We start from the raw sequence: 25790 nt of genomic DNA on the forward strand, positions 1-25790 counted from the left end.
GATTGTAATGAGAGCTGTTAGCCGTTGCAAATGAGAATGATTGACAAATCTCGCAGGCCGGCCCGGCAAGGCTCAGACTTCGCTCCAGCGCCGCAGCAGGTTGTGGTACACGCCGGTCAGCTGCAGGATCGCCTCGGCGTCGCCGCCGGTCTGCCGCAGGCGCTCGATCGCGCCATCCATTTCCCACAGCAGGCGGCGCTGCACATCGTCGCGGATCATGCTCTGCACCCAGAAGAACGAGGCCACGCGCGCGCCGCGGGTGACCGGCCGCACCTGGTGCAGGCTGCTGGACGGGTACACGATCAGGTCGCCGGCCGGCAGCTTCACTTCGTGCTCGCCGTAGGTATCGCTGACGATCAGCTCGCCGCCTTCGTATTCGTCCGGCGCCGACAGGAACAGGGTGCAGGAGATGTCCGAACGCAGCTGTTCGCCATTGGCCAGGTTCATCACCGCGCCATCGACGTGGTAGCCATAGGTGCCGCCACCGCTGTAGCGGTTGAAGCGTGGTGGCAGGTACTTCAGCGGCAGCGCGGCACTGAAGAACAGCGGGTGCCGGGCCAGCGCGACGAGGATGATCTCGCCCAGTTCGCGGCGCAGCGGCGAAGCCTCGGGCAGCTGCTGGTTGTGCTTGGCCTGTGCGCCCAGATGCCCCACGGTTTCGCGGCCATCGGTCCAGTCGGCGGCGTCGAGGCGGCGGCGGAAGTCGGCGACCTGGTCGGCGCTGAGAATGTCGGGGATGTGCAGCAGCATGCGGGACTCCTCAGAGGGACGGCGGTGCGACCAGGGCGCGCACCTGTGGATGCGGTGACGCGGCCAGCTCCGGCACGATGTGCGCCATGAATGCCAGGCTGCCGTGCGCCAGTGCGAGCCGCAGCCAGTGCACGGCCTGCTCGACCTGGCCGGCCTGCAGCAGGATCGAGGCGTAGTTGGCCTGGCCGCGGAAATCACCGGCCTCGGCCGCGCGCTGGTACCAGGCCAGCGCCGCCTGCGGATCGGATGCGGTATCCAGCCCGTCTTCGAGGTGGCGGGCCAGCAGGTTCATCGATTTGGCGTGGCCCAGGTGCGCGGCACGGGTGTACAGGGCCAGTGCCTGCGCGCGGTCCTGCGCAATGCCGCGGCCGGTGGCCAGCAGGTTGGCCAGGTTGTACAGGCCCCAGTCCAGGCCGGTGTCGGCCGCGCGCCGGTACCACACCGCCGCCAGCGCCAGGTTGACCGCCGTGCCGTGGCCCAGCTCATGGCAGCGGCCGAGCATGTTCATCGCCATCGGCGCGCCGTTGTTGGCGGCGGTTTCGTACCAGAGCAGCGCCGCCGAGGCGTCCTGTGCGGTGCCTTTGCCTTCCATGTGCATCTGCGCGAGCAGCAGCTGTGCCTCGACCTGCCCAGCCTGCGCAGCGTCGCGCACGCGTGCGAACGCGGCCTGCGGATCGTGCTGCAGCAGCTCGGCCAGGGCGTCGCTGTCGATGGGGGTACGGGTTGCCATGGGGTGAGTATCGCCGGAAACAAAAACGGCGGCAGGAGAGCCTGCCGCCGTGGTGGAGCGAAGCTACATCAGAACTTCACGTTCAGTGCCAGGGTGGTCGAGCGACCCGGGGCGATGCTCGCGTAGTGCGAGGCATAGGCCTTGGTGAAGTAGGTCTTGTCGGTCAGGTTCTGCACGTTGAGCTGCAGGCTGATGTTGTCCTGGATCGCGTAGCTGGCCATCGCGTCGAAGCGGGTGTAGCTGGCGATCCACTTGGTGTTGGCGACATCACCGTACTGCTTGTCCGAGTAGAACGCACCGGCACCGACGGTCAGGCCGATGGGGAAGCGGTAGGTGGTCCACAGGTTGGCGCTGTGCTTGGCGGTGTTCGGGAATACGTTGCCGTTGTACGGCGAGGGCACGTAGACGTTGGACGGGCAGGTGCGGCCGACCGGTGCACCACAGACGAAGCCGTTGTCCTTCAGTTCCGAGTCCAGGTAGGTGTAGCCGCCGTACAGGCTCCAGGCGTCGGTCAGCTGGCCGGTGAAGCCCAGCTCGAAGCCGTTGATTTCCTTCTTGCCGGCATTCTGGCTGGTGCCGTTGTCGACCGTCACGCGCGCGTTGTTCATCACCGTGTGGAAGATCGCCGCGGTGAGGTTCAGGCGCTGGTCGAACAGGTCCCACTTGGTGCCCAGCTCGAGGTTCTTCGTATCCTGCGGCTTGAGGTCGGCCACGGCGGCGCTCAGGCCGTCCGAACCATCACCACCGTCCATGCCCGGCGGAGTCGAGGAGGTGCCCCACGACAGGTAGATGCTGCCGTTGGCGGCCGGCTTGAACACCACGCCGGCCTGGTAGTTCAGGAAGTCGTTGCTGTTGCGCACGCGGGTCGGTGCCTTGCCGGCCACCGGGGTGGTCAGGGTGGTGCGGAAGTCGTCGTAGCGCAGGCCGAGGTTGATCATCCACTGCTCATTGAGCTCGATGGTGTCGAACACGTAGGCCGAGGTGGTCTTGGTGCGCTGCTCTACGTCCAGTGCCTTGTCGCTGCGGTACACCGAATGGGTGGCCGCCCACGGATCGCGCGGGTTCGGATTGGCGAAATCGGTGCAGTTGTAGCCGGTGGCCGCGCCGGTGGTCGGGCACTTGCTGTTGCCGGTGAGCGGGTTGCTGGTGCCCGGGGCCATCAGATAGCTGCCGCGGGTCATCTTCTCGTCGCTGTATTCCACGCCCGCGCTGTAGCTGTGCTTGAGCGCACCGGTCTGGAAGGCACCGGTCAGGCCCAGCTGGTCGGCGAAGCTCTTGACGTCGACGGCACGGCTGTTGGTCCGGCGCCACAGGGTGCCGTAGTTGTTCGGGTTGCCCTGGCTGTCGTCCGGCTGGGTCCACAGGTAGTCGTTGCTGGTGTTGCCCAGGCGCGCGATGTTGCGCAGCTTGTGGCCGCCGAAGTCGTAGCTGGCATCCAGGGTGCTGATGTCGGCGCGGGTACGCTGGAAGTCACGGTCGACCAGGCCGTAGTAGTTGTTGCGGTCCGGCACCATCGGGCGGCCGTCGACCCACTTCGAGGCCGGCGCACCGTTCGGGTTGCCATACGGGAAGCCACCCGCGTCCGGCAGGTCATCGCTCTGCATGTGGTAGTGGCTGGCGATCAGCTGGGCCGGGCCGTTCAGGCCGAACGCGATCGACGGCGCGATACCCCAGCGGCTGACATTGGCGGCGTCACGGCCGGCGATGTCCGACTCGTGCTTCATCAGGTTCAGACGGGCGGCGATGCCATCGCCCAGCACGTAGTTGGCGTCCACGGTGCCGCGCGCGTAGCTGTCGGTGCCGATGCCCATGCTGGCGCTGGTCTCGTTCTTCAGCTTCGGCGTCTTGCTGACCAGGTTCAGGCTGCCACCGCCGGAATCACGGCCGCCGTAGGCCGAGCTCGGGCCCTTGACTACTTCCACCTGCTCCAGGTCGAAGATCTCGCGGGTCTGCGAGCCGACGTCGCGCAGCCCATCGACGAAGACGTTGCTCTGCGAATCGAAGCCACGGATGAAGGGGCGATCACCGGTGGGGTTGCCGCCTTCGCCGGCACCGAAGGTGATGCCCGGCACCATGCGCAGCGCATCCTGCAGGTTGGTCGCACCGGTTTCGGCGATCAGCTTCTCCGAGACGATCGACACCGACTTCGGGGTGTCCAGCAGTTCAGCGGTGAACTTCGGCGAGGACGGATTGAACCAGCTGCCGCGCACCTGCACCTTGTCCAGCTCGGTGGCCTTGCGGGAGGAGGCTGCGTCAGCGCTGTCGGCCGCCTGTGCGGCCAACGGCGCGAAGCCGGCGGCCAGGGTGGCGGTGGCGAGCAGGGAAACGCGCGGGGCGCGCTTGCGGGACGTGATGTGGGTCATGGCTTGGGTGGTAGTGGCTGGGATCGGAAAGGGGCGAGGGCCGAAGCGCAGACAGCGCGACGGCATGTAGAGGGCGTTTTCTGTAGAGCCGAGCCGATGCTCGGCTGGGCGGCGGACGACTCCAGGCGCACGGCAATGGCCGCAGGGCGCCTCAGCTGGCGTGCGGTGCGGGCGGTGCGTGGCCGGGGTTCAACCGCAGTGCGGGATCGTGCAGCTGCCAGTGCAGGGCATCGGAGCGCCACAGCGGAACATGCGCGACCAGGGCGGCGCGCGGGGGAGCCAGTCCGGTACAGGGCGTTGTGCCCTCGCCATCCAGCGGCGGCTCCGGTGCTGGCACCGCATGGCGCGGGCACTCGTCCGCCGGCGGGGCCGGCATCGGCATAGCCTGCTGAAGATCTTCAGCGTGTGCCTGCCAGCCGTAGGTGGCGGGTCCATCGCGCCCTTCGTGCAGGGCCGACCAGCCCAGCAGCAGCGTCAGCAGCAGGGCCACAGCCAACGGCCACCCATGGCGGGCAAGCTGGCACAGCGTGGCGGCGGGCGCGGGCAAAGCCATGGCGCAGGGGACGGAGTCGTTACGAAGATGTTACGTAGGATAACATCAACGATAATGATTCGCATATGCGCGGGCGAACGAGCGGTCTGGAGGCCCGGGGGGCCCCTGAACGCCTCTCAGCGCGCTCCGCTGGCTTCCACCCCCCTGGGCGGAGTCGCCGGCGGCCGAACGCCGCGTCAATCGCGGTCGTCGCGGGTCCAGACGGCGTCGTGTTCGCGCTTCACCGGGAACTTGGGTACCGGCGTATAGGCCGGGGCGCACAGGGCGCGGCCATCGCGCACGTCGAAGCGCGCGCCGTGCAGCACGCATTCCACGCTGCCTTCGTCGGTGTTGAACTCGCCCGAGGACAGCTCGAACTCCTCATGCGTGCACTGGTCTTCCAGCGCGTACAGCTCGCCGTCGAGGTTGAACACCACGATCGGCGTGCCGGTCACTTCGTCGAACACGCTCTTCATTTCACCGGGCAGCAGCTCGTTGCCGGCACACACGAAGGTCCAGGTATCGCTCACGCGGCGGCTCCGGCCAGTGGCTTTTCCAGGACCTCGAAGCGCAGGTCGTCGCGCTTGGGGATTCCGAAGCGTTCGTCGCCATACGGGAACGGCTTCTTGATGCCGGTACGCTGGTAGCCGCGGCGCTCGTAGAAGGCGATCAGTTCGTCGCGTACGTCGATCACCGTCATCTGCATCACCGGCACCTTCCATTCGCGTGCGGCGTGCGCTTCGGCGGCGTCCATCAGCTGCTTGCCGACCCCGCCGCCCTGCTGGGCAGGATCGACCGAGAACATGCCGAAGTAGCCGTTGCCGTCGACGTCGGCAACGTGGGCGCAGGCCACCAGCTGGCCCTCGCGCTCGGCCAGCAGGATCGTGGAGCGCGGGCGGTCGAGGTCGGCCTGGATGCCTTCGGCGTCGATGCGGGCGCCATCCAGCAGGTCGGCTTCGGTGGTCCAGCCAACGCGGCTGGCGTCGCCACGGTAGGCCGAGGTGACGAGGGCGATCAGGGCGGGGATGTCGGCCGGCGTGGCGGCGCGGAAGGTCAGGGTGCTCATGGCCCCATTCTAGGTGGGGCGTGGGCGGGCGCAAATGGGGGAGTGGGGTCAGATCCCTTTCGCAACGCGAAAGGGATCTGACCCCGGCATCTACTGACTCAACGGCAGGCCATGGACCGACTGGCACGGGCCCGGAATCGGCAGATGCTCGGGGTCAGATCCCTTTGCGCAGCGAAGGGCCCTGACCCCCTGCTACCAGGAGCAGCCCATGCCAAGGCCACGGCGCATCGATGCGCCCGGATATCCGCAACATGTCGTCCAGCGCGGCAACAATCGTCAGCGCGTGTTCTTTGCGGATGGCGACCGCGTCGCCTACCTGCGCCTGCTGTGTCATCACGCAGGTCAGCAGCAGTGCCGGGTCCACGCCTATGTGCTGATGGACAATCACATCCACCTGCTGGCGACACCCGATGTGTCCGGCGGCTTGTCTCGGATGATGCAGGCGGTAAACCGGGCCTACGTGCGCCGGGTGAACGATCGACAGGGCCGCACGGGAACCCTGTGGGAAGGACGTTTCCATTCCACGCAGGTGGATACGGATCGCTATCTGCTGGCCTGCCAGCGCTACATCGAGCTCAATCCGGTTCGGGCGGGGAAGGTGGCGCATCCCGGTGACTATCGCTGGTCGAGCTATCGTGCCAATGCGCGTGGCAGGCCCAATGCGCTGCTCGAGCCGCATTCGGCATTTGAGCTGATGGGTTCTGATGCGGATGAACGGTGCAGGCGCTATGTGGAGTTCATCGAGGCGGGTATTCCGGCGGGGGATCTGCTGGCGATCCGGCGGGCATTGCAGTCGCAACGGCGGCTGTCGGGAATGCTGGTGGGGTCAGATCCCTTTCGCGTGGCGAAAGGGATCTGACCCCGGTGTGCTGCGGGCGGTATGCCGCGTTCATCTGGTCGCGATCCGGCGGGCATTGCAGTCGCAACGGCGGCTGTCGGGAATGCTGGTGGGGTCAGATCCCTTTCGCGTGGCGAAAGGGATCTGACCCCGGTGTGCTGCGGGCGGTATGCCACGTTTATCTGGTCGCGATCCGGCGGGCATTGCGGTCGCAACGGCGGTTGTCGGGAATGCTGGTGGGGTCAGATCCCTTTCGCGTGGCGAAAGGGATCTGACCCCGGTGTGCTGCGGGCGGTATGCCACGTTCATCTGGTCGCGATCCGGCGGGCATTGCGGTCGCAGCGGCGGCTGTCGGGAATACTGGTGGGGTCAGATCCCTTTCGCGTCGCGAAAGGGATCTGACCCCGGTGTGCCGGCTCAGCCCAGAAGCTTGCGCACCTTGGTCAGCGCGGTCATGAAGCGCTCGATCTCGGCGTGCGTGTTGTAGAACGCCAGCGAGGCACGGCAGGTGGCGGCGACGCCGAAGTACTGCAGCAGCGGGTGTGCGCAGTGCTGCCCCGAGCGCACGGCCACCCCTTCCAGGTCGAGCAGGGTGGCCAGATCGTGCGCATGCGCGCCATCGATCAGGAACGAGACCACGGCGGCCTTCTCCGGCGCTTCGCCGATGATGCGCAGGCCGTCGACGCGGCGCAGCTCCTCGGTGAAGTGCGCCAGCAGTTCGGCTTCGCGGGCTTCCACGTTCTCCTGGCCGAGCTGCTGCAGGTAGTCGGCGGCCACGCCCAGGCCGATGAAACCGGCGATGTTCGGGGTGCCGGCTTCGAACTTGTGCGGGGCATCGTTGAACACGGTGCCGTCGAAGCTGACTTCCTTGATCATCTCGCCGCCGCCGAGGAACGGCGGCATCGCGTCCAGGTGCTCGCGGCGCGCCCACAGCGCACCAGTGCCGGTCGGACCGCACATCTTGTGGCCGGTGATGGCGTAGAAGTCGCAGCCGATCGCGGCGACGTCGACCTTGCGGTGCGGCACCGCCTGCGAGCCATCGACCACGGTGATGATGCCGCGCTTGCGCGCTTCACGGCAGATCTCGCGCACCGGATTGACCGTGCCCAGCACGTTGGAGACATGGGTGACCGCCAGCAGCTTGACCTCCGGGGTCATCGCCGCGCGCAGCGCATCCAGGTCCAGCGCGCCATCGGGCGTGATCTCGGCCACGCGGATGGTGGCGCCGGTACGTTGCGCGACCAGCTGCCACGGCACGATGTTGGCATGGTGTTCCATGCGCGTGATCAGGATCACGTCGCCGGCCTTCAATCGCGGCAGCGCCCACGAGTAGGCCACCAGGTTGATGGCGAAGGTGGTGCCGCTGCACAGCACCAGGTCGCTGGCGCGCACGTTGAGGAAGCGTGCCAGCTTGTTGCGTGCGCCTTCGTAGGCGTCGGTCGCTTCGCTGCCCAGTGCATGCACCGCGCGGCTGACGTTGGCGTTGTAGCGGCGGTAGAACTCATCCACCGCGCCGATCACCTGTACCGGCTTCTGGCCGGTGTTGGCGTTGTCGAAATAGACCAGCGGCTTGCCGTGCACTTCACGCATCAGCAGCGGGAAGTCGAGGCGGACGCGATCCCAGTCCGGGGCGCCGGTGCGTTCTTCGATCGGGCGTGGCGTGGACAGGTTCATGCCACACCCGCCTCGGCCAGGGCCTTGTCCAGGCGGCGTGCCAGCTGCTCGCGCAACGCGTCCGGCAGGATCTTCAGCGGTTCATGGCAGAACGCAGCGCTCAGCAGTGCCTGCGCCTGGACCTGGGGCAGGCCACGCGAGCGCAGGTAGAACAGCGCATTGGCATCGAGCTGGCCGACGGTCGCGCCGTGCGCGGCCTTCACTTCATCGGCGTCGATCACCAGCGTCGGCTGGGTGTCGATCTCGGCATCGGCCGACAGCAGCAGGTTCTTGTTGGACAGGTTCGCGTCGGTGCCGTCGGCGCCTTCGCGGATCTGGATGCCGCCATGGAACACCACGCGGCTGCGGTTGGCGGCAACGCCGCGCCACAGCAGCTCGCAGGCGGTATCGCGCGCGATGTGGTCGATGCCCAGGCGGGTCTCGACGTGGCGGCGGCCATTGCCGAGCAGCACGCCGTTGGCGGTCAGCCGGGCGTTGTCGCCTTCCAGGCGCACGTTCAGTTCGTGGCGGCTGAGCGCGGCGCCCAGTTCCAGGTCCACGCGGTGGTACTGCGCGTCGCGGGCCAGCACCGCGTCGGTACGCAGGAAGCTGGTCTGGCGGGCGCTGCCGGCCTGCACGCGGGCGTGCTTGAGTACGCCATCGCGGGCGACGTGGGCATGCAGCACGGTGTTGTCCAGGTGGGCGGAGTCACCCACGCTGAAGCGGTGCTCGACCACGCCCAGGCTGGCGCCGGCGCGCAGTTCGATCAGGTGGCGATGGTGCCAGGCCAGGTCGGCTTCGCCGGCGACGCTGGCGAATACCAGCTGCAGCGGCGTTTCGACCTGCACGCCTTCATCCACGCGCAGCACCACGCCTTCATCGGCCAGTGCGGCGTTGAGCCGGGCGAAGATCTCTTCGCTGCGCTCGTAGCGACGGCCAAGGAAACGCACGGCGTCTTCGCCAGCGGCCAGCGCGGCCGACAGCGGCTGCAGCTGCACGCCGGACGGCAGGGCCTGCACATCGCTAAGCGCGGCATCCAGGCGGCCGTTGACGAACACCAGGCGCGGCGCCGGGATGTCGTCCAGCAGCGCGGCGTCCAGCGCCGGGCCCTGCAGCGGCGCTGCAGCGAACGCACGGCGTTCCAGCTGGCGCAGCGAGGTGTACTTCCAGGCTTCATTGCGGGCGGCGGGCAGGCCGTCGCGCAGGGCCGCATCCAGCACTTCGCGGCGCGCATCGCTGCCACAGAAGGCCTGGGCCATGGAATCAAGCAGGGCGCTCATCAGACCGCCGCCTCGGGCACGACCCGGTCCTTCAGGAAATCATAGCCGTGCGCTTCCAGCTCCAGCGCCAGCTCGGGGCCGCCGCTCTTGACGATGCGACCATCGGCCAGCACGTGCACGACGTCCGGCTTGATGTAGTCCAGCAGGCGCTGGTAGTGGGTGATGACCAGGAACGAACGGTCGGCGCCGCGCAGTGCGTTGACGCCGTCGGCCACGCTCTTCAGCGCGTCGATGTCCAGGCCCGAGTCGGTCTCGTCCAGGATCGCCAGCTTGGGTTCCAGCACGGCCAGCTGGAAGATCTCGTTGCGCTTCTTCTCGCCGCCGGAGAAGCCTTCGTTGACGCCACGGTGCAGCAGTTCGTCCTTCAGGTGCAGCACGGCCAGCTTCTGCCGCACCAGCTTGAGGAACTGCATGGAATCGAGTTCTTCTTCGCCGCGCGCCTTGCGCTGGGCGTTCAGCGCCGCGCGCAGGAAGTAGGTGTTGTTCACGCCCGGGATTTCCACCGGGTACTGGAACGCCAGGAACAGGCCCGCGGCGGCACGTGCTTCCGGGTCCTGCTCCAGCAGGTCGACGCCGTCGAACTGCACGCTGCCTTCGGTCACTTCGTAGCCGTCGCGGCCGGCCAGGACGTTGCCCAGGGTGGACTTGCCGGCGCCGTTCGGGCCCATGATGGCGTGCACCTGGCCGGGCTTCACATCCAGCGACAGGCCCTTGAGGATTTCCTTGTCGCCGATGCGGGCGTGGAGGTTTTCGATCTTCAGCATGGTGGGGGTTTCCGTGGGGCGGGCCAGGGCCCGCCGGTAAAGAGAATGCGTTTGCGAGGGGCAGGGGCGGGCGGTCAGCCCACCGAACCTTCCAGCGAGACTTCCAGCAGCTTCTTGGCTTCCACCGCGAACTCCATCGGCAGTTCGCGGAACACCTGCTTGCAGAAGCCGTCGACGATCATCGACACCGCGTCTTCCTGGCTGATGCCACGGGCGCGGCAGTAGAACAGCTGGTCATCGGAGATCTTGGAAGTGGTCGCCTCGTGCTCGACGGTGGCGCCCGGGTTCTTCACCTCGATGTAGGGGAAGGTGTGCGCGCCGCACTGCTTGCCGATCAGCAGCGAGTCGCACTGGGTGTAGTTGCGCGCGCCCTCGGCGTTGCGGTCCACCCGCACCAGGCCGCGGTAGGTGTTCTGGCCACGGCCGGCGCTGATGCCCTTGCTGACGATCTTGCTCTTGGTGCGCTTGCCGACATGGATCATCTTGGTGCCGGTGTCGGCCTGCTGGCGGTGATGGGTCAGCGCGACCGAGTGGAACTCACCGACCGAATCGTCGCCCAGCAGCACGCAGGACGGGTACTTCCAGGTGATCGCCGAGCCGGTCTCGACCTGGGTCCAGGTGACCTTGCTGCGCGCGCCACGGCATTCGGCACGCTTGGTCACGAAGTTGTAGATGCCACCGACGCCGTTCTCGTCGCCCGGGTACCAGTTCTGCACCGTGGAGTACTTGATCTCCGCATCTTCCAGCGCGACCAGCTCGACCACCGCGGCGTGCAGCTGGTTCTCATCGCGCATCGGCGCGGTGCAGCCTTCCAGGTAGGAGACATAGGCCTTGTCCTCGCACACGATCAGGGTGCGCTCGAACTGGCCGGTGTGGCCGGCGTTGATGCGGAAATAGGTGCTCAGTTCCATCGGGCAGCGCACGCCCTTGGGAATGAACACGAAGCTGCCATCGGAGAACACCGCCGAGTTGAGCGCGGCGAAGTAGTTGTCACCGACCGGCACCACGGTGCCCAGGTACTGGCGCACCAGCGCCGGGTGTTCCTTGATGGCCTCGGACATCGAGCAGAAGATCACGCCCTTCTCGGCCAGTTCCTTGCGGAAGGTGGTGCCCACAGATACCGAGTCGAACACCGCATCCACCGCCACGCCGGCCAGCTTGGCGCGCTCGTGCAGCGGCACGCCCAGCTTGTCGTAGGTGTCGAGCAGTTCCTTCGGCACATCATCCAGCGAGGCGTACTTCGGGCCCTTCGGCGCGGAGTAGTAGCTGAGCGCCTGCAGGTCGATCGGCGCGATCTCCAGCTTGGCCCAGTCCGGCATCGGCAGGGTCAGGAAGTGGCGGTAGGCATCCAGGCGCCACTGCGTCATCCACTCCGGCTCGTCCTTCTTGGCCGACAGGGCACGGATGGTGTCCTCGTCCAGGCCCGGCGGCAGGGAGTCCGACTCGATCTCGGTGATGAAGCCGGCCGAATACTTGCGGCCGAGCTGCTCGTGGATCTCGCGGTTGGGGGTGTCGTCGTGGGCGACGTTTTCGATGGTTTCGGTGGCCATGGGGGCTGCCTACGGATCAGGAGACGACGTCGACAGCGATGGTGCGGCGCTGTTCGTCATCGGCAAGGGGGAGAGGGGGCAGGATCTGCGCGAGGGTGACATCGCGCAGGGCCTCGGAGACCACGTCGTTGATCAGCCGCCAGCTGCTGCGCGCGCCGCACTTGGGCGCCATGCCGCACTGGTGGTGGTCGTGGCTGCATTCGGTCAGGGCCAGTGGCCCTTCCATCGCTTCGACCACTTCGAACAGCGAGATCTCGATGGCCGGGCGGGTCAGGCGGTAGCCGCCACGGACGCCACGCAGGCCTTCGACCAGGCCGGCCTGGGCCAGTGGCTTGAGCACCTTGCTGACGGTGGGCGGCTCCAGACCGGTGAATTCGGCCAGCTCGGTGGCACTGAGCACTTCGCCCGGACGGGCGGCCAGCACGGTCAGCACGACGGTGGCGTAATCGGTGAGTTTGGTGACGCGCAACATGCGGATGCGAGTGGTTCTTAAAGCGGACTGAAATTGTACGCTTTTATTCGCCACCATCCAACCCGGGCATTCAGCCGGCGCTTGGGCCAAGCCGGGAGGACACACCGCGGCCGTTGCCGGGGCGCAATGCTGCGCCAACGGGGTGATTTTCGCAATCACCCGGAATGGGCGAGAATCCCCATTCCATTCGCTGCAAACAGCCCGCGCCGATGCCGAAGAAGATCCAAGCCCGCAAGTCCGCCATCCATGGCAACGGCGTGTTCGCCGTGGCCCCGATCAAGCAGGGCGAGCGCGTGATCCAGTACAAGGGCCTGCTGCGCAGCCACGGCGACGTTGATGCCGATGACAGCGGCGACGTCGAAAGTGGCCATACCTTCCTGTTCACCCTCAACGATGACTGGGTGATCGACGCCAACTACAAGGGCAACGACGCGCGGTGGATAAACCACAGCTGCGACCCGAACTGCGAGGCGGTGATCGAGGAGGACGAGGACGGCGACAGCCGGGGCGACAAGGTGTTCATCGAGGCACTGCGTGATATCAAGGCCGGCGAGGAGCTGACCTACAACTACGGCATCACCCTGGCCGAGCGCCACACCGCCAAGCTGAAGAAGATCTGGGAGTGCCGTTGCGGCTCGCCCAAGTGCACCGGCACGATGCTGCAGCCCAAGCGCTGATCGGTACCGGGTAGTGCCGGCCGCTGGCCGGCAAGGCGCAATCCAGTGCCGGCCAGCGGCCGGCACCACCCGGCGGCTCTCCACCTGCCGTGCACGACAGGGTCACCGCCGCGCAAGGGCCGTTCTTCCATTCTGTGGGCTCCCCCAACCGGAGTGCCTCCATGGCAGAGCGATTGAAGGGCAAGCAGATTGCCATCCTTGCCACCCACGGCTTCGAACAGTCTGAACTGATCGAACCCAAGCGTTTGCTGGAAGCGGAAGGGGCGCGCGTCAGCGTGGTCTCGCCCGCAAAGGAAGCGACGATCAAGGGCTGGAAGGAGAAGAACTGGGGCGACGCCGTCGCGGTGGATATCCCGTTGGATGAGGCGGATCCTGCACGCTTCGATGCGGTGGTTCTGCCCGGCGGGGTCATCAATCCGGACACACTGCGCACCGATGATGCCGTACTGGCCTTCATCCGTTCAGTGGATGAAGCCGGCAAGCCCGTGGCGGCGATCTGCCATGGCCCGTGGCTGCTGATCAACAGCGGCCTGGCCGATGGCCGCGAGCTGACCTCCTGGCCTTCCCTGCAGCAGGATCTGGCGAACGCGGGTGCGACATGGCGCGATGCCGAGGTGGTGGTCGACGGCAACGTCATCACCAGCCGCAAGCCGGATGACATTCCGGCTTTCAGCGAGGCGGTGGTAAAAGCGCTTGCCGCCTGATGCGCTACCGGTAGTGCCGGCCGCTGGCCGGCAGATGCAGTGACGTGCTGCCGGCCAGCGCCCGGCACCACCTCATTTGCCCAGCAGGCCTGCCGGTACCAGGTTGCCCAGGTTCTGGTTGAAAGTGACCACCAGCTTGCCGTTCTTCACCTGTGCCGACTGCACCTGCAGGGCGCCGAGCACCCCGGCCACGGCCGGGTCCAGCTTGTAGATCGGTTCGCGCTGGGCGTAGTCGCTCAGCCACGCATTGAGCAGGCCACGGGTGCGCGAGTCGAGGCGGCCGCCCTGGTTGGCCGGGGTGAAGTCATCCACGCTCGGCTGCTGCAGGTGAAAGCCCTGGGTCTGCGCGTCGTAGCGCAGGCCGCTGCTGAGCTTCACCGTGCCCAGTCGGGCCGGGTTGCCGCCGGCGGTGGCCAGCGCGACGTCCATTCCCAGGTTCAACCGTTCGCCGGCCGGAAGGCTCAGCTGCGGATGGCTCATGGTCAGGGCGATCAGGCCGCCGAGGGCGTCCTGGGTGCGCGGGAAGCTGCCATCGAGGTACTGCTGCACGTCGCTGGCGCCCACCGACAGTTCGCGGCCGGAAATGGAGGGAGCCGCCTGAGCACCGATCGCAGCGGCGATCAGCACGGTGGAGGCCGCGAGGCGGGTCATCAGGGAACGCAGGCGCATGTCGGTGACCGGTGGGAAGCAGATGGATGGATCAAAGAGTAGCCGCGCAGGCTGAATCGCGCGTGCATGCCGCTGCAACGGTTCAGTCCAGCGTTGGACGCAGCTGTGCCGACTGGATCTGCCAGGCGCTGCCGTCGCTGCTGGGCTGCACGCGGTACCAGCCGCCGAAGCGGAACGTGCCATTGGCGGTGACCGCACGGATCTGCACAGGGACTTCAAGCAGCCGCGGTGGCTGCCGGTCATCTCGGGCGATCGGGGTATCGCTGTGCAGGCGCAGCGTGCGCAGGTCCTGCAGCTGCCGCAGCGCGGCGTCGTCTGCATGCCGCGGGTCGCCGGGTGGGATCGTCCAGGCAGCATCGCTGGCGGCGCGGTCGCGGTTGAGCAGTGCGGCGACGTAGCGGTTGAGCATCGTCGACGGCGGCTCTGCGCCGTCGTCGACGGCGGACAGCAGCGTCATATCGCTCGCCTGCAATGCTGCGGGACCGGGACCGGGGCCGGTACCGGTGTCCGCTGCTGCGGCGACGGGAGCGGACGCTGCCGTGATGTGATCATTCGTCTGTGCCGCCGGGCGTGAACAACCCAGCAGCACCAGTGGTGCGATCAGGAACAGGATCCTGCGCATGCCCGCCTCCTCCCCGAGGCAACCTGGAGGGCGGCAGTGTATCGGTTGCGCCGCTATCAGCGGGAGGAGGGCAGCTGCTCCAGCGCGTCCAGCGCCGGCAGGACCTGGCCGGCGATGGCGGCCAGTGCGTGGCCGTCGGTCTCGGCGTGGCGTTGCACGATGTCGCGCAGCAGCTGGGTGGCGATCACCAGGGTCGCGCGCTCGTCGCCACTGATGCCGGCGGTACGCGGGGCCGCTTCCAGCAGGCGCATCAGGTCGCGGCCGGCGCGGTGTTCGAGTTCGATGGTGCAGCGCCCGGTGCACTGCAGCCCGTCCTTTTCGATCGGGGTTACCGAGATCCGGTAGCGGGTGGAGGGGCTGGCCATGAGGGTGTGCTCGCCGTAGCTGTGGAGGATGTGCCCACCATAGGCAAGGCCACGGCTGGCGGCGACGGCCGGCGCTGCACGCAGTGTTCCACCCGGTACGTTCCGCGCCCTTTGCGGAGCACCGGCAGCCAATGCTGGCGGGCCTGTACGGGGATTGCCGGGGCCGCGGCAACGCTGTGTTGCGGGGTGTGGTGCGGACAAAAAAAACGGGACGGCCAGAGCCGTCCCGTCGGAATCCGCGTTGGGGCGCGCGCTTACAGCGCGGCGTCCTTCAGCTTCTTCAGCGGACGCACCTTCAGCTTGGTGGTGGCCGGCTTGGCAGCGAACCACTGCTCTTCCTTGGTGAACGGGTTGATGCCCTTGCGCTTCGGCTTGGCCGGCACATTGACGGTGGTGATCTTCAGCAGGCCCGGCAGGGTGAACGAGCCAGCGCCCTTCTTGTGCACCGAGGAGGCGACGGCGCTTTCCAGCGAGGCCAGCACAGCGCGGACGTCCTTGGCGATGACGCCGGAGGCTTCAGCGATGTGTGCAACCAGGCCGGACTTGGTCAGCACTTCCTTGATCGGCTTCGGAGCGGCCGGCTTGGCGGCTGCCTTCGTCGCGACTTTCTTCACTGCCTTCTTCGGGGCAGCCTTCTTAGCGGTCTTTGCCATGGTTTCCTGTTCCGTGAACGGTTGGTTGTGTGGTCGGCGCCGAACCCCGTCGGCAAGCGCAATGTAGGGCAACTCTCGGGCGCCGCCAATAGCCCGAAGCGCGGAAAGTGCATGTTTTTTCATATCCAGGCCGATTCAGTACATGGCCGGCGGTGGGGGGGCGGGGGCGCTGCAGCGTGCGCGATGGCTGCTGCCTGCCCGTTGCTGGAATGTGCGAAACCACTGAAAACAAGGGAAAAGTCCGCGTCAGTCTGGCGAAGAAGTGACCAGCTGTCCGATGTCCGGCGGACGTGCGGCATGCGGCGGAGCGACGCAGGGCTAACGCGTCCCGTGCGAGAGTGGCCGTTCATCACCGCCACGCAGGAGCAGCACATGGGAATCTCGCGACACGCCACCGCGCACTGGGAAGGCGATCTGAAGTCGGGCAAGGGACAGCTGAGCACGCCGCAGAGCGGGCTGCTGGACAAGACCCGCTACGGTTTCAACAGCCGCTTCGGCGACGAGAAGGGCACCAATCCGGAGGAGCTGATCGCCGCCGCGCACGCCGGCTGTTTCACCATGGCGCTGTCGGCCAAGCTTGGTGAGGCCGGCTTCACCCCGACCTCGCTGGACACCGAGGCCAAGGTCGATCTGTCCCTGGAGGGCGGCCCGCAGCTGTCGCAGATCCGGCTGAAGGTGAAGGCCGTGGTGCCGGGCATCGACGCCGCACAGTTCCGTGCCATTGCCGATGACGCCAAGCAGAACTGCCCGGTGTCCAAGGCGCTGAGCGCGGTGCCGATCAGCCTGGAAGCCGAACTGGGCTGAGCCACGGTAGTGCCGGCCGCGGGCCGGCAACCGCATGATGCCGGGGTCCATGTAGCAGCCGGCCAGCGTTATGGCGGCCTTCCTGGTCCCCACCCTCCGGGCCGTCGCGTCCGACGTTGGCAGCGGCTCCTGCCGCTGCCTTCGGCTCTACCACCCGCCAGCGCGATCACCAATCAAGGGTGCCGGTAATCACCGTCTGCACCTGCCCGCCCGACCAGACCTCGCCGTCTTCATCGACGCGCAGGGTCAGGCGCGCGTCATGGCCGACTTCGCGGCCCTGGCTGACTTCGAACGGTGCACGGCCCCGCGGCAGCGCATCGCGCAGGTCCAGCCATGCGGCCAGCACCGCATTGGCAGCACCGGAGGCGGCGTCCTCGAAGCGGCGGCCATTGCCGACAAAGGCGCGCACCGCCAGATCGAAGCCTTCGCCGCCATCGCTGAAGGCGTAGGCAAACACGCCCATGCTGTCGGTGGATTCGGCCAGAGCCGCGACCGCGTCCCAGTCCGGGCGCAGTGCGCGCAGTGCCGCTTCATCGGCCACCTGCACCACCCACCAGCTGCGCCCGCCCTGCATGCGCGCCGGCGGCAGCGAGCCCAGCGGCCAATCCTTCAGCGCCGCCTGCAGGCGCGGGTCGGTGGCCTCGGCGATCTCCGCCAGCTGCGCGCGCGGGGTGCGGATGGCAATGCGCTGCTGCGCGCCCTCGCCGCTGACGCGCAGCGGCAGCGCACCGGCGATGCCGTCCTGCACGAGCACGCCGTCGACTGGCGCGGCCAGGCCCGCCTGCAGCACCGCATGCGCGGTGCCGACGCTGGGGTGGCCGGCGAACGGAACCTCCTTCTGCGGGCTGAACATGCGCAGCCGGTAGCTGGCGCCTGCGACCTGCGGCGGGAACACGAAGGTGGTCTCTGGCAGGCGCGTCCAGCGCGCAATGGCCTGCATGCTGGCATCGTCCAGGCCTTCGGCATCAAGCACCACGGCCAGCGGATTGCCGGCACCGGCGCGCGGGGAGAACACATCCAGCTGCAGGAAACGGCGGGTGGACATCGGGCGGGACTCCAGTAGACAGGCGGCATAGCGTAGCGCGGGGCACAAAAAAGGGGACGGAGGGAATTAAGTCGCTTGTGCCCCAAGTGCCATAAGCGACTTAATTCCCTCCGTCCCCTTTTTTCGTGCGCTACCAGCGAAGGTGGCCGTCGATGACCGGCTGCACCTGGCCGCCGATCCAGACCGTGCCCTGCGCGTCGACCTGCACCTGCACGTGGCCATCGCGGCCGACTTCGCGGCCCTGGCTGGCCACGTAGTGGCCCTCGCGGCCGGGCAGGGCGTTGCGCTGCCGCAGCCAGGCAGCGATCAGGGCATTGGCGCTGCCGGTGACCGGATCTTCCGGCACGCTGGCCGCATCGGCGGGGCAGAATGCGCGCACCACACGGGTGTGGTCGGTACCGGCTTCGTCGGCGAATACGGCCACGCCGGTGGCGTCGGTGGCAAGGCTCCAGTCACGCAGGGCGGCCATGTCCGGCGCCAGGCCGCGCACAGCGGCGGCATCGCGCAGCGGCAGCAGCCACCAGCGCGCGCCGTTGTCCCAGAGTTCGGGCACGTGCCCGTTGGCGGCGAGGGCCAGCAGTGTTTCGGGTGCCGCATCTGCGCCAGTCGCCAGTTGCCGCGCCGGTGGGCTGGCCAGCTGGATCTGGAGTGCTTCGGCCGGGCCGCTCACCCGCACGGGCAGCACCCCCGCCGCGCACTGCTGCAGCAGGGCGCCGTCGCGAGGCTGGGCCAGGCCGCAGCTCACCGCCGCCCAGGCCGCGCCGACGCTCGGGTGGCCGGCGAAGGCCAGCTCACGGGTCGGGGTGAAGATGCGGATGTGGTAATCGGCGCCGGGCGCGCTGGGGCGCAGGAAGTACACCGTCTCGGACAGGTTCAGCCAGGCGGCCAGGGCCTGCATCTGCTCGCCGGAGAGCGCATCGGCGTCCAGGAGGGCACCCAGTGGATTCCCGGTTCCGGGGCGGGAGGCGAAGACATCGAGCTGCAGGTAACGGAGGAGGGCCATCTACGGGGATATTGCGCTTAGAATCAAAGGTTCCGCCCCCAAGGGCGGCTTCCCCACATTCTACATAGCCAATCCATGTCAGCTTCCCCCCTTGTCGATCGTTGGATCGTACTGAAGTTCGGCGGCACCTCGGTGTCGCGTCGTCACCGCTGGGACACGATCGGGAAGCTGGCGAAAAAACGCGCGGAAGAGACCGGCTCGCGCGTGCTGGTGGTGGTGTCGGCGCTGTCCGGGGTCACCAACGAGCTGACCGCGATCGCCGATGGCGCGCCGGACAGCCGTGATCGCGTGGCCGCGCTGGTCGAACGCCATGAAGGCTTCCTGGCCGAACTGGGCCTGGGCCGCGAAGTACTGGCCGAGCGCCTGGCGGCACTGCAGGGCCTGCTCGACGACCCGCGTGCGGCCACCCGTCCGCTGCAGTGGCAGGCCGAAGTGCTGGGCCAGGGCGAACTGTTGTCGTCCACGCTGGGCGCGGCCTACCTGCACGCCTCGGGCCTGGACATGGGCTGGATGGATGCCCGCCAGTGGCTGGACGCGATGCCGCCGCAGCCGAACCAGAGCGACTGGTCACAGCGCCTGTCGGTGAACTGCCAGTGGCGTGCCGACGCGGAGTGGATGCAGCGCTTCCGCGCGCAGCCGACCCGCCTGCTGATCACCCAGGGTTTCATCTCGCGGCATGCCGATGGCGGTACCGCCATCCTCGGCCGTGGTGGCTCGGATACCTCGGCGGCGTACTTCGGCGCGCTGCTCGGCGCCAGCCGCGTGGAAATCTGGACCGATGTGCCGGGCATGTTCAGTGCCAACCCGAAGGATGTGCCGGACGCGCGCCTGCTGACCCGCCTGGACTACTACGAGGCGCAGGAAATCGCCACCACTGGTGCCAAGGTGCTGCATCCGCGCTCGATCAAGCCGTGCCGCGATGCAGGCGTGCCGATGGCCATCCTCGATACCGAGCGTCCGGAACTGCCGGGCACCAGCATTGACGGCAGTGCTGCACCGGTACCAGGCGTCAAGGCGATCAGCCGCCGCAACGGCATCGTGCTGGTGTCGATGGAAGGCATCGGCATGTGGCAGCAGGTCGGCTTCCTGGCCGATGTGTTCAACCTGTTCAAGAAGCATGGCCTGTCGGTGGACCTGATCGGTTCGGCCGAGACCAACGTCACCGTGTCGCTGGACCCGTCCGAGAACCTGGTCAACACCGATGTGCTGGCCGCGCTGTCGGCCGACCTGTCGCAGATCTGCAAGGTGAAGGTGATCGTGCCGTGCGCGGCGATCACCCTGGTCGGCCGTGGCATGCGTTCTCTGCTGCACAAGCTGTCGGACGTGTGGGCCACCTTCGGCCGCGAGCGCGTGCACATGATTTCGCAGTCGTCCAACGACCTGAACCTGACCTTCGTCATCGACGAGGCCGATGCCGATGGCCTGCTGCCGATCCTGCATGCCGAGCTGATCGACAGCGGTGCGATGCCGGTGGAAGAAACCGAAGTGTTCGGCCCGCGCTGGCGCGAGATTGCCGGCACCGTGCGCCCGCGCGGCACGCCGTGGTGGCGCGGCCAGCGTGCGCACCTGCTGCAGTTGGCCGATGCCGGTACGCCGCGCTATGTCTACCACCTGCCGACGGTGCGCGCCCGCGCCCGCGCGCTGGCCGCGATCAAGCCGATCGACCAGCGTTACTACGCGATCAAGGCCAACAGCCACCCGGCCATCCTGCAGCTGCTGGAAGCCGAGGGCTTCGGGCTGGAGTGCGTCTCGTACGGCGAGCTGAAGCATGTGTTCCAGCACCTGCCGGAGCTGTCGCCGCGGCGCGTGCTGTTCACTCCCAGCTTCTGCCCGCGCAGCGAGTACGAGGCGGCGTTCGCCCTTGGCGTGACCGTCACCGTCGACAACGTCGAAGCGCTGCAGCGCTGGCCGGACCTGTTCCGCAACCGCGAGCTGTGGCTGCGCGTCGACCTGGGGCGTGGCGAAGGCCACCATGCCAAGGTCCGCACCGGCGGCAAGGAGTCCAAGTTCGGCCTGCCGATCGCCCGCGTGGACGAGTTCGTGCGCGCGGCCACCGAGCTGGGCAGCCGCGTGGTCGGCCTGCATGCGCACCTGGGCAGTGGCGTGGAAACCGCGCAGCACTGGCGCCTGATGTGCGATGAGCTGGCCGGCTTCGCCCGCCGCATCGGCAGCGTGCACACCATCGACATCGGTGGCGGCCTGCCGATTCCGTACAGCGACGAAGACGAGCCGTTCGACCTGGACGCCTGGGCCGAGGGCCTGGCCGAGGTCAAGGCGCTGCACCCGGCGTTCCGCCTGGCGATCGAGCCGGGCCGCTACCTGGTGGCCGAATCGGGCGTGCTGCTGACCCATGCCACCCAGGTGGTGGAAAAGGACGGCGTGCGCCGCGTGGGCCTGGATGCCGGCATGAACACGCTGATGCGCCCGGCCCTGTACGACGCCTGGCACGACATCGAGAATCTCAGCCGCCAGGGTGGTTATGCCGAAGCGGCGTTCGATGTGGTCGGCCCGATCTGCGAATCCAGCGATGTGTTCGGCAAGCGCCGCAAGCTGCCGGTGTCAACTGCGCCGGACGACGTGATGCTGATCGCCGACGCCGGCGCGTACGGCTATGTGATGGCCAACACCTACAACCAGCGGATGCTGCCGCGCGAAGACGTGATCGAATGACCACCGCGCGCGCCCTGCACCCGCCCACCGACACGCCCCGCGCCATCGCGCGGGCCCGTGCCTGACCGGATACACCATGACTGCTTTCGACAAACACCAGGTTTCCCGCTTCCGCTTCGTCCGCTGCGAATTCGCCGCGGATACCGGCGTGGCCAGGCTGGTCTACGCCTTCGATGACGGCCCGGAGATGGTGGAAACCATCACCGTGCCCGGCGCCCCGTTCGTGCTGGACGAAGCGCGTAGCGCCGCCGTGCAGCGCGCGCTGCAGCTGCTGCACCTGATCGCCGGTGTCAGCTACTACAAGGCCGGCGTACCGGATACGGTCAGCATCGACAGCTACAGCATCGATGCCGATACCGCCGCGCTGGTGGAGACCATTTACCTCAACGGCCTGGGCGAATTCGCCTACCGCAACGGCCTGAACCTGCGCGGCCGCTTCCGGTTGCCGGTGCAGGGCGAGGCCGTGCAGGCGCCGGCGCTGGGCCTGCAGCCGCATGCGCTGGTGGCCATCGGCGGCGGCAAGGATTCGCTGGTCAGCATCGAAGCGCTGCGCCGTGCCGGCGTGGACGAGACCGTGACCTGGATCGGTGGCTCGCAGCTGATCCGTGCGTGCGCCGAGCGCACTGGCCTGCCGACCTTGAACCTGGGCCGCACGCTGGCACCGGAACTGTTCGAGTTGAACCGCCAGGGCGCCTGGAACGGCCATATCCCGGTGACGGTGGTGAACTCGGCGATCATGGTGCTGGCCGCGTTGCTGCACGGCGTGGACCAGGTCGTGTTCTCCAACGAGCGCTCGGCCAGCTACGGCAGCCAGATTCCAGGCACCGGCGAAGTGAACCACCAGTGGTCCAAGGGGTGGGCCTGCGAGCAGGCCTTCGGTAGCCATGTGCAGAAGTACGTGGCGGCGGACCTGCAGTACTACTCGCTGCTGCGCCCGATGTCCGAGCTGGCGGTGGCCCGCCAGTTCGCCAAGAGTGACTTCTACGACGCGCATTTCTCCAGTTGCAACCGCAACTTCCACATCCTCGGCGAGCGCCCGGTGAACCGCTGGTGCGGCGTCTGCCCGAAATGCCATTTCGTGTTCCTGGCGCTGGCCCCGTTCATGCCCAAGACGCGCCTGGTGCGCATCTTCGGCCGCAACCTGCTGGACGATGCCGAGCAGGCCGGTGGCTTCGATGCGCTGCTGGAATTCCAGGACCACAAGCCGTTCGAGTGCGTGGGCGAAGGCCGCGAATCGCGTGCGGCGATGGCGACCCTGGCACAGCGCCCGGAGTGGAAGGAAGACGTGCTGGTGAAGCGCTTCTGCAACGAGATCCAGCCGCAGCTGGATGCCGCCGAACTGGAACTGGCACCGCTGCTGCAGCTGCAGGGCGAGCACCGTGTTCCAGCTGCGCTGTGGGAACGGGTGCGTGAAGATTTCGAAGCTTGAAGGAAAGCGCGTCGCGCTGTGGGGCTGGGGCCGTGAGGGCCGCGCCGCGTTTGCGGTGCTGCGCGCGCGCCTGCCCACGCTGGCATTGAGCCTGTTCTGCCCGGCGTCCGAGGTCGAGGCGGCGCGTGCGGAAACGAAGGGCGCGCTGGACGTGCGTGGCGAGCCTTCCGCTGAAGCGCTGGCCGCGTTCGACGTGGTGATCAAATCGCCCGGCATCAGCCCCTACCAGCCGATCGCGCTGGCGGCTGCAGGGCAGGGCACCAGCTTCATTGGTGGCACCGCGCTGTGGTTCGCCGAACACGCGGCCGACGATGGCATCGTGCACGACACCGTGTGCGTGACCGGTACCAAGGGCAAGAGCACCACCACCGCCTTGGTCGCGCATCTATTGCGCGCGGCCGGCCATCGCACCGGCCTGGTCGGCAACATCGGCCTGCCGCTGCTGGAAGTGCTGGATCCGCAGCCCGCGCCCGAGTACTGGGCGGTGGAACTGTCCAGCTACCAGACCGGTGAGGTGGCACGCAGTGGCGCCCGCCCGCAGGTGGCGGTGGTGCTGAACCTGTTCCCGGAACACCTGGACTGGCACGGCAGCGAACAGCGTTACATCGAAGACAAGCTGCGGCTGGTGACTGAAGCCGCACCGCGCATCGCTGTGCTCAACGCCGCCGATCCGCACCTGGCCGCGCTGTCGCTGCCCGACAGCGAAGTGGTCTGGTTCAACCAGCCGCAGGGCTGGCACATGCGCGGCGACATCGTGCATCGCGGTGAGCAGGCCGTGTTTGATACCCGCAACACGCCGCTGCCAGGCCGCCACAACCGCGGCAACCTGTGCGCGGTGCTGGCCGCGCTGGAAGCGCTGGGGCTGGATGCCGCGGCGCTTGCGCCGGCGGTGCAGGACTTCCGTCCGCTGCCGAACCGCCTGCAGCGCATCGGCGTGGCCGATGGCCTGACCTACGTCAACGATTCGATCAGCACCACGCCGCATGCCAGCCTGGCCGCGCTGGAGTGCTTCGCCGGCCAGCGCATCGCGCTGCTGGTGGGAGGGCATGACCGTGGCCTGGACTGGACCGATTTCATGCAGCACATGGCGCACGATGTGCCGCCGGTGGAGATCGTGACCATGGGCAGCAACGGCCCGCGCATCCACGCGATGCTGCAGCCGTTGGCCGACGCCGGTCGCTTCGGCCTGCATGCGGCGGGCGATCTCGCCGAGGCGATGGCCTTGGCGCGCGCCGCGCTGGGCGAACAGGGCGGGGTGGTGCTGCTGTCGCCGGGTGCACCGAGCTTTGGTGCGTACCGCGACTACGTGGCGCGTGGCCGTCATTTCGCCGCGCTGGCCGGGTTCGATCCGGCCAGCATCAGCGCGATTCCGGGGTTGGGCATCGGGTAAGGGGTCGTATCCTTTTCCGCAGGAAAGGGCTCTGACCCCGGCGGGATCCTGTGCAGCTATCCACGCATGGCGTGGATCTACAGATCTTCGTCGATGAACGCGTAATCGCCGTCAATCAGCTGCTGCAGGTAGGCGTCGAAGCTGGGCGCGATCACCGCGTAGCTGTCCGGATCGTGCAGGTAGCGCACCACCTGGCCGACCGTACCGCCCGGTGCGGGATCGAAATCCAGGTACAGCATCGAGGTGCCGCCATTGTTCATGCAGTGCGAGAAGCACAGCCGACGGCTCATCGGCAGATCGGCGTCGATGCCCTCACCCAGGATCTCCGGTTCGTCATCCAGCCACTCTTCGTAGATCGAACGGATGCTGTCGTCCCACTGCTGCTGGTCCTCGAAGATCTGTGCGACCGAGCGCAGGTAGTACGGATAGCCGCCGTCCTCAACGTCCGAGCCGAGCATCAGCACGCAGACCTCGCCGCCGGGGTACTCGCGGAAGTGGGTGCCATCCACGCGCGACAGCAGTTCGACCAGGCTGTCCGGCACCTGCGGCCACTGCACACGCAGGCGCTGCAGGTCTTCGGCGCTGGCGCCCTGGACGTGGATCCATTGCGAGGCGTCATCAGCAGGCAGGCGCGGGTTCAGGCCAGACAGAAAGCGGTCAACAACGTTCATACGGAAAAAGGGGACGGAGGGGATTAAGTCGTATCCAACCACACCTGCGTCACGTCGCCAATGCAGAATGCGACGCGGGAGGGGCAAATGCGGCTTAATCCCCTCCGTCCCCTTTTTCTTGCGGAGCAGGCGCATGAATCGTTGGCGATGCGGTGTGGCGGTGATCCTGGGGCTGGCGGCGATGCCGGCGTGGGCGGCGATGAAGACCCAGCCGGTGGAATGGAAACACCAGGGCACGACCTTCAGTGGCGTGCTGGTCTATGACGACGGCGACAACGACAAGCGCCCGGGTCTGGTGATGGTGCCGAACTGGAAGGGCGTGAACGAATCGGCGGTCGAAAAGGCCAAGCAGCTGGCCGGCGATGATTACGTGGTGCTGGTGGCCGATGTCTACGGAAAGGGCGTGCGGCCGAAGACCGATGCCGAGGCCGGGCCGGTGGCAACCAAGCTGCGCAATGACAGGCCGCTGCTGCGCGCACGTGCGCTGGAGGCGGTGAACGTGCTCAGGGCGCAGGCGGGCAAGGTGCCGCTCGATGCCGGCCGGATCGGCGCGGTGGGCTTCTGTTTCGGCGGCACCACGGTGCTGGAACTGGCCCGTGCCGGTGCGCCGCTGGCCGGTGTGGTCAGCCTGCACGGTGGGTTGGGTTCACCGCTGCCGGCGCAGGCTGGTGGCGGCCATCCGTCGGTGCTGGTGCTCAACGGCGCAGACGACAGGAGCGTGACCGCCGAGGACATCGCTGGCTTCCAGAAGGAAATGGACGCGGCCAAGGTCGAGTGGGAGTTCACCAACTACAGCGGTGCGGTGCACTGCTTCGCCGAGCGCGATGCCAACAGTCCGCCGGGGTGCCAGTACAACGAGCGGGCGGCGAAGCGCGCATGGAAGGCGCTGGATGAGTTCTTCGAGGAACGCTTCGAGAAACGTTGATTCGTGCAGTGGTAGTGCCGGCCGCTGGCCGGCAACCTCATGATGCTGCGGATGTCATCGGGAATGCCGGCCAGCGGCCGGCGCTACCGATGCTTCAGTGCCGACCAACGGTCGGCACCCACCGGAATGCCGGTTTGGTGGGTGCCGACCGTTGGTCGGCACACC

At 67.5% G+C, this 25790-nt stretch carries 26 protein-coding genes; 8 read left to right on the plus strand and 18 right to left on the minus strand.

Annotated features, from left to right (window positions below):
• Window positions 1-72: 72 nt before the first annotated feature.
• From AC5P8R_RS10435 to AC5P8R_RS10460, 6 genes are all read right to left on the minus strand, one after another.
• Window positions 73-750 (minus strand): Fe2+-dependent dioxygenase, encoded by a 678-nt coding sequence (locus AC5P8R_RS10435; RefSeq protein WP_495223363.1) that lies wholly within the window; start codon window positions 748-750, stop codon window positions 73-75.
• Window positions 751-760: 10 nt separating this feature from the next.
• Complete coding sequence (locus AC5P8R_RS10440) at window positions 761-1480, minus strand: tetratricopeptide repeat protein (RefSeq protein WP_495223364.1); 720 nt, start codon at window positions 1478-1480, stop codon at window positions 761-763.
• A 68-nt stretch (window positions 1481-1548) separates the two neighbouring features.
• Window positions 1549-3843, minus strand: a complete 2295-nt coding sequence (locus tag AC5P8R_RS10445) for a TonB-dependent receptor (RefSeq protein WP_495223365.1) — start codon at window positions 3841-3843, stop codon at window positions 1549-1551.
• A 151-nt stretch (window positions 3844-3994) separates the two neighbouring features.
• Entirely contained in the window at window positions 3995-4396 is a 402-nt protein-coding gene (locus AC5P8R_RS10450; RefSeq protein ID WP_041863144.1) for a hypothetical protein, read from the minus strand.
• 176 nt (window positions 4397-4572) lie between these two features.
• On the minus strand, window positions 4573-4905 hold the full coding sequence (locus tag AC5P8R_RS10455) for a non-heme iron oxygenase ferredoxin subunit (RefSeq protein ID WP_014646265.1): 333 nt from the start codon (window positions 4903-4905) through the stop codon (window positions 4573-4575).
• Window positions 4902-5441, minus strand: a complete 540-nt coding sequence (locus AC5P8R_RS10460; RefSeq protein WP_014646266.1) for a GNAT family N-acetyltransferase — start codon at window positions 5439-5441, stop codon at window positions 4902-4904. Before AC5P8R_RS10460 ends, AC5P8R_RS10455 begins: the two co-directional genes overlap by 4 nt.
• Window positions 5442-5649: 208 nt before the next feature.
• Between AC5P8R_RS10460 and AC5P8R_RS10465 the strand changes: the two genes are divergently transcribed.
• Window positions 5650-6300: a transposase gene (locus AC5P8R_RS10465; protein WP_014646267.1), complete on the plus strand. Its 651-nt coding sequence runs from the start codon at window positions 5650-5652 to the stop codon at window positions 6298-6300.
• A 396-nt stretch (window positions 6301-6696) separates the two neighbouring features.
• On the opposite strand, the gene AC5P8R_RS10470 is transcribed toward AC5P8R_RS10465, so the two are convergent.
• The 5 genes from AC5P8R_RS10470 to AC5P8R_RS10490 all read right to left on the minus strand — a co-directional run bounded on the left by AC5P8R_RS10470 (window position 6697) and on the right by AC5P8R_RS10490 (window position 11998).
• Window positions 6697-7953, minus strand: a complete 1257-nt coding sequence (locus AC5P8R_RS10470; protein ID WP_032957821.1) for a cysteine desulfurase — start codon at window positions 7951-7953, stop codon at window positions 6697-6699.
• A complete protein-coding gene (gene sufD / locus AC5P8R_RS10475) occupies window positions 7950-9212 on the minus strand; it encodes a Fe-S cluster assembly protein SufD (RefSeq protein ID WP_049405940.1) in 1263 nt (420 codons plus the stop codon). The genes AC5P8R_RS10470 and sufD overlap by 4 nt, the downstream gene beginning before the upstream one ends.
• The gene (gene sufC / locus AC5P8R_RS10480; RefSeq protein WP_032957818.1) at window positions 9212-9976 is read right to left on the minus strand and encodes a Fe-S cluster assembly ATPase SufC; all 765 of its coding nucleotides are present in this window, start codon (window positions 9974-9976) and stop codon (window positions 9212-9214) included. The genes sufD and sufC overlap by 1 nt, the downstream gene beginning before the upstream one ends.
• 74 nt (window positions 9977-10050) lie before the next feature.
• Entirely contained in the window at window positions 10051-11526 is a 1476-nt protein-coding gene (gene sufB, locus AC5P8R_RS10485) for a Fe-S cluster assembly protein SufB (protein WP_014646271.1), read from the minus strand.
• A 16-nt stretch (window positions 11527-11542) separates the two neighbouring features.
• Window positions 11543-11998, minus strand: coding sequence for an SUF system Fe-S cluster assembly regulator (locus AC5P8R_RS10490; protein WP_005408436.1), 456 nt, complete (start codon window positions 11996-11998; stop codon window positions 11543-11545).
• A gap of 209 nt (window positions 11999-12207) precedes the next feature.
• Here AC5P8R_RS10490 and AC5P8R_RS10495 point away from each other — a divergent pair, with 209 nt between their 5' ends.
• The gene (locus AC5P8R_RS10495) at window positions 12208-12675 is read left to right on the plus strand and encodes an SET domain-containing protein (protein ID WP_012479369.1); all 468 of its coding nucleotides are present in this window, start codon (window positions 12208-12210) and stop codon (window positions 12673-12675) included.
• A 161-nt stretch (window positions 12676-12836) separates the two neighbouring features.
• Window positions 12837-13379, plus strand: coding sequence for a type 1 glutamine amidotransferase domain-containing protein (locus AC5P8R_RS10500; protein ID WP_032957815.1), 543 nt, complete (start codon window positions 12837-12839; stop codon window positions 13377-13379).
• A 72-nt stretch (window positions 13380-13451) separates the two neighbouring features.
• Here the strand turns inward: AC5P8R_RS10500 and AC5P8R_RS10505 are convergent, their stop codons facing one another.
• The 4 genes from AC5P8R_RS10505 to AC5P8R_RS10520 form a co-directional block, all read right to left on the minus strand.
• Window positions 13452-14048: a YceB family lipoprotein gene (locus AC5P8R_RS10505; RefSeq protein WP_014646273.1), complete on the minus strand. Its 597-nt coding sequence runs from the start codon at window positions 14046-14048 to the stop codon at window positions 13452-13454.
• Between the two features lie 82 nt (window positions 14049-14130).
• Entirely contained in the window at window positions 14131-14670 is a 540-nt protein-coding gene (locus AC5P8R_RS10510) for a hypothetical protein (RefSeq protein WP_134808588.1), read from the minus strand.
• A 56-nt stretch (window positions 14671-14726) separates the two neighbouring features.
• On the minus strand, window positions 14727-15035 hold the full coding sequence (locus AC5P8R_RS10515) for a DUF3861 family protein (RefSeq protein ID WP_014646275.1): 309 nt from the start codon (window positions 15033-15035) through the stop codon (window positions 14727-14729).
• Between the two features lie 254 nt (window positions 15036-15289).
• Window positions 15290-15688: an HU family DNA-binding protein gene (locus tag AC5P8R_RS10520; RefSeq protein ID WP_010483539.1), complete on the minus strand. Its 399-nt coding sequence runs from the start codon at window positions 15686-15688 to the stop codon at window positions 15290-15292.
• Between the two features lie 372 nt (window positions 15689-16060).
• Here AC5P8R_RS10520 and AC5P8R_RS10525 point away from each other — a divergent pair, with 372 nt between their 5' ends.
• Complete coding sequence (locus AC5P8R_RS10525; protein ID WP_014646276.1) at window positions 16061-16492, plus strand: OsmC family protein; 432 nt, start codon at window positions 16061-16063, stop codon at window positions 16490-16492.
• A gap of 166 nt (window positions 16493-16658) precedes the next feature.
• Here AC5P8R_RS10525 and AC5P8R_RS10530 read toward each other — a convergent pair whose 3' ends face one another.
• Both AC5P8R_RS10530 and AC5P8R_RS10535 read right to left on the minus strand, forming a co-directional pair.
• A complete protein-coding gene (locus AC5P8R_RS10530) occupies window positions 16659-17537 on the minus strand; it encodes a PhzF family phenazine biosynthesis protein (RefSeq protein WP_053496181.1) in 879 nt (292 codons plus the stop codon).
• Between the two features lie 130 nt (window positions 17538-17667).
• Window positions 17668-18540 carry a PhzF family phenazine biosynthesis protein gene (locus AC5P8R_RS10535; RefSeq protein WP_495223366.1) on the minus strand — a complete coding sequence of 291 codons (873 nt, stop codon included), beginning with the start codon at window positions 18538-18540 and terminating at the stop codon, window positions 17668-17670.
• A 75-nt stretch (window positions 18541-18615) separates the two neighbouring features.
• On the opposite strand from AC5P8R_RS10535, the gene AC5P8R_RS10540 reads away from it, so the two are divergent.
• The 3 genes from AC5P8R_RS10540 (at window position 18616) to murD (ending at window position 24029) form a co-directional block, all read left to right on the plus strand.
• Window positions 18616-21210 (plus strand): bifunctional aspartate kinase/diaminopimelate decarboxylase, encoded by a 2595-nt coding sequence (locus tag AC5P8R_RS10540; protein WP_046429381.1) that lies wholly within the window; start codon window positions 18616-18618, stop codon window positions 21208-21210.
• A 76-nt stretch (window positions 21211-21286) separates the two neighbouring features.
• Window positions 21287-22639, plus strand: a complete 1353-nt coding sequence (gene murL, locus AC5P8R_RS10545) for a UDP-N-acetyl-alpha-D-muramoyl-L-alanyl-L-glutamate epimerase (RefSeq protein ID WP_049441093.1) — start codon at window positions 21287-21289, stop codon at window positions 22637-22639.
• Window positions 22620-24029 carry a UDP-N-acetylmuramoyl-L-alanine--D-glutamate ligase gene (murD, locus tag AC5P8R_RS10550; RefSeq protein WP_495223367.1) on the plus strand — a complete coding sequence of 470 codons (1410 nt, stop codon included), beginning with the start codon at window positions 22620-22622 and terminating at the stop codon, window positions 24027-24029. Before murL ends, murD begins: the two co-directional genes overlap by 20 nt.
• A gap of 77 nt (window positions 24030-24106) precedes the next feature.
• On the opposite strand, the gene AC5P8R_RS10555 is transcribed toward murD, so the two are convergent.
• Window positions 24107-24700 (minus strand): SMI1/KNR4 family protein, encoded by a 594-nt coding sequence (locus AC5P8R_RS10555; RefSeq protein ID WP_495223368.1) that lies wholly within the window; start codon window positions 24698-24700, stop codon window positions 24107-24109.
• Between the two features lie 133 nt (window positions 24701-24833).
• Here AC5P8R_RS10555 and AC5P8R_RS10560 point away from each other — a divergent pair, with 133 nt between their 5' ends.
• Window positions 24834-25625: a dienelactone hydrolase family protein gene (locus AC5P8R_RS10560; protein WP_495223369.1), complete on the plus strand. Its 792-nt coding sequence runs from the start codon at window positions 24834-24836 to the stop codon at window positions 25623-25625.
• The last annotated feature ends 165 nt before the right edge of the window (window positions 25626-25790 follow it).

It is taken from the genome of Stenotrophomonas sp. YJH_SMC_73, from assembly GCF_059370155.1.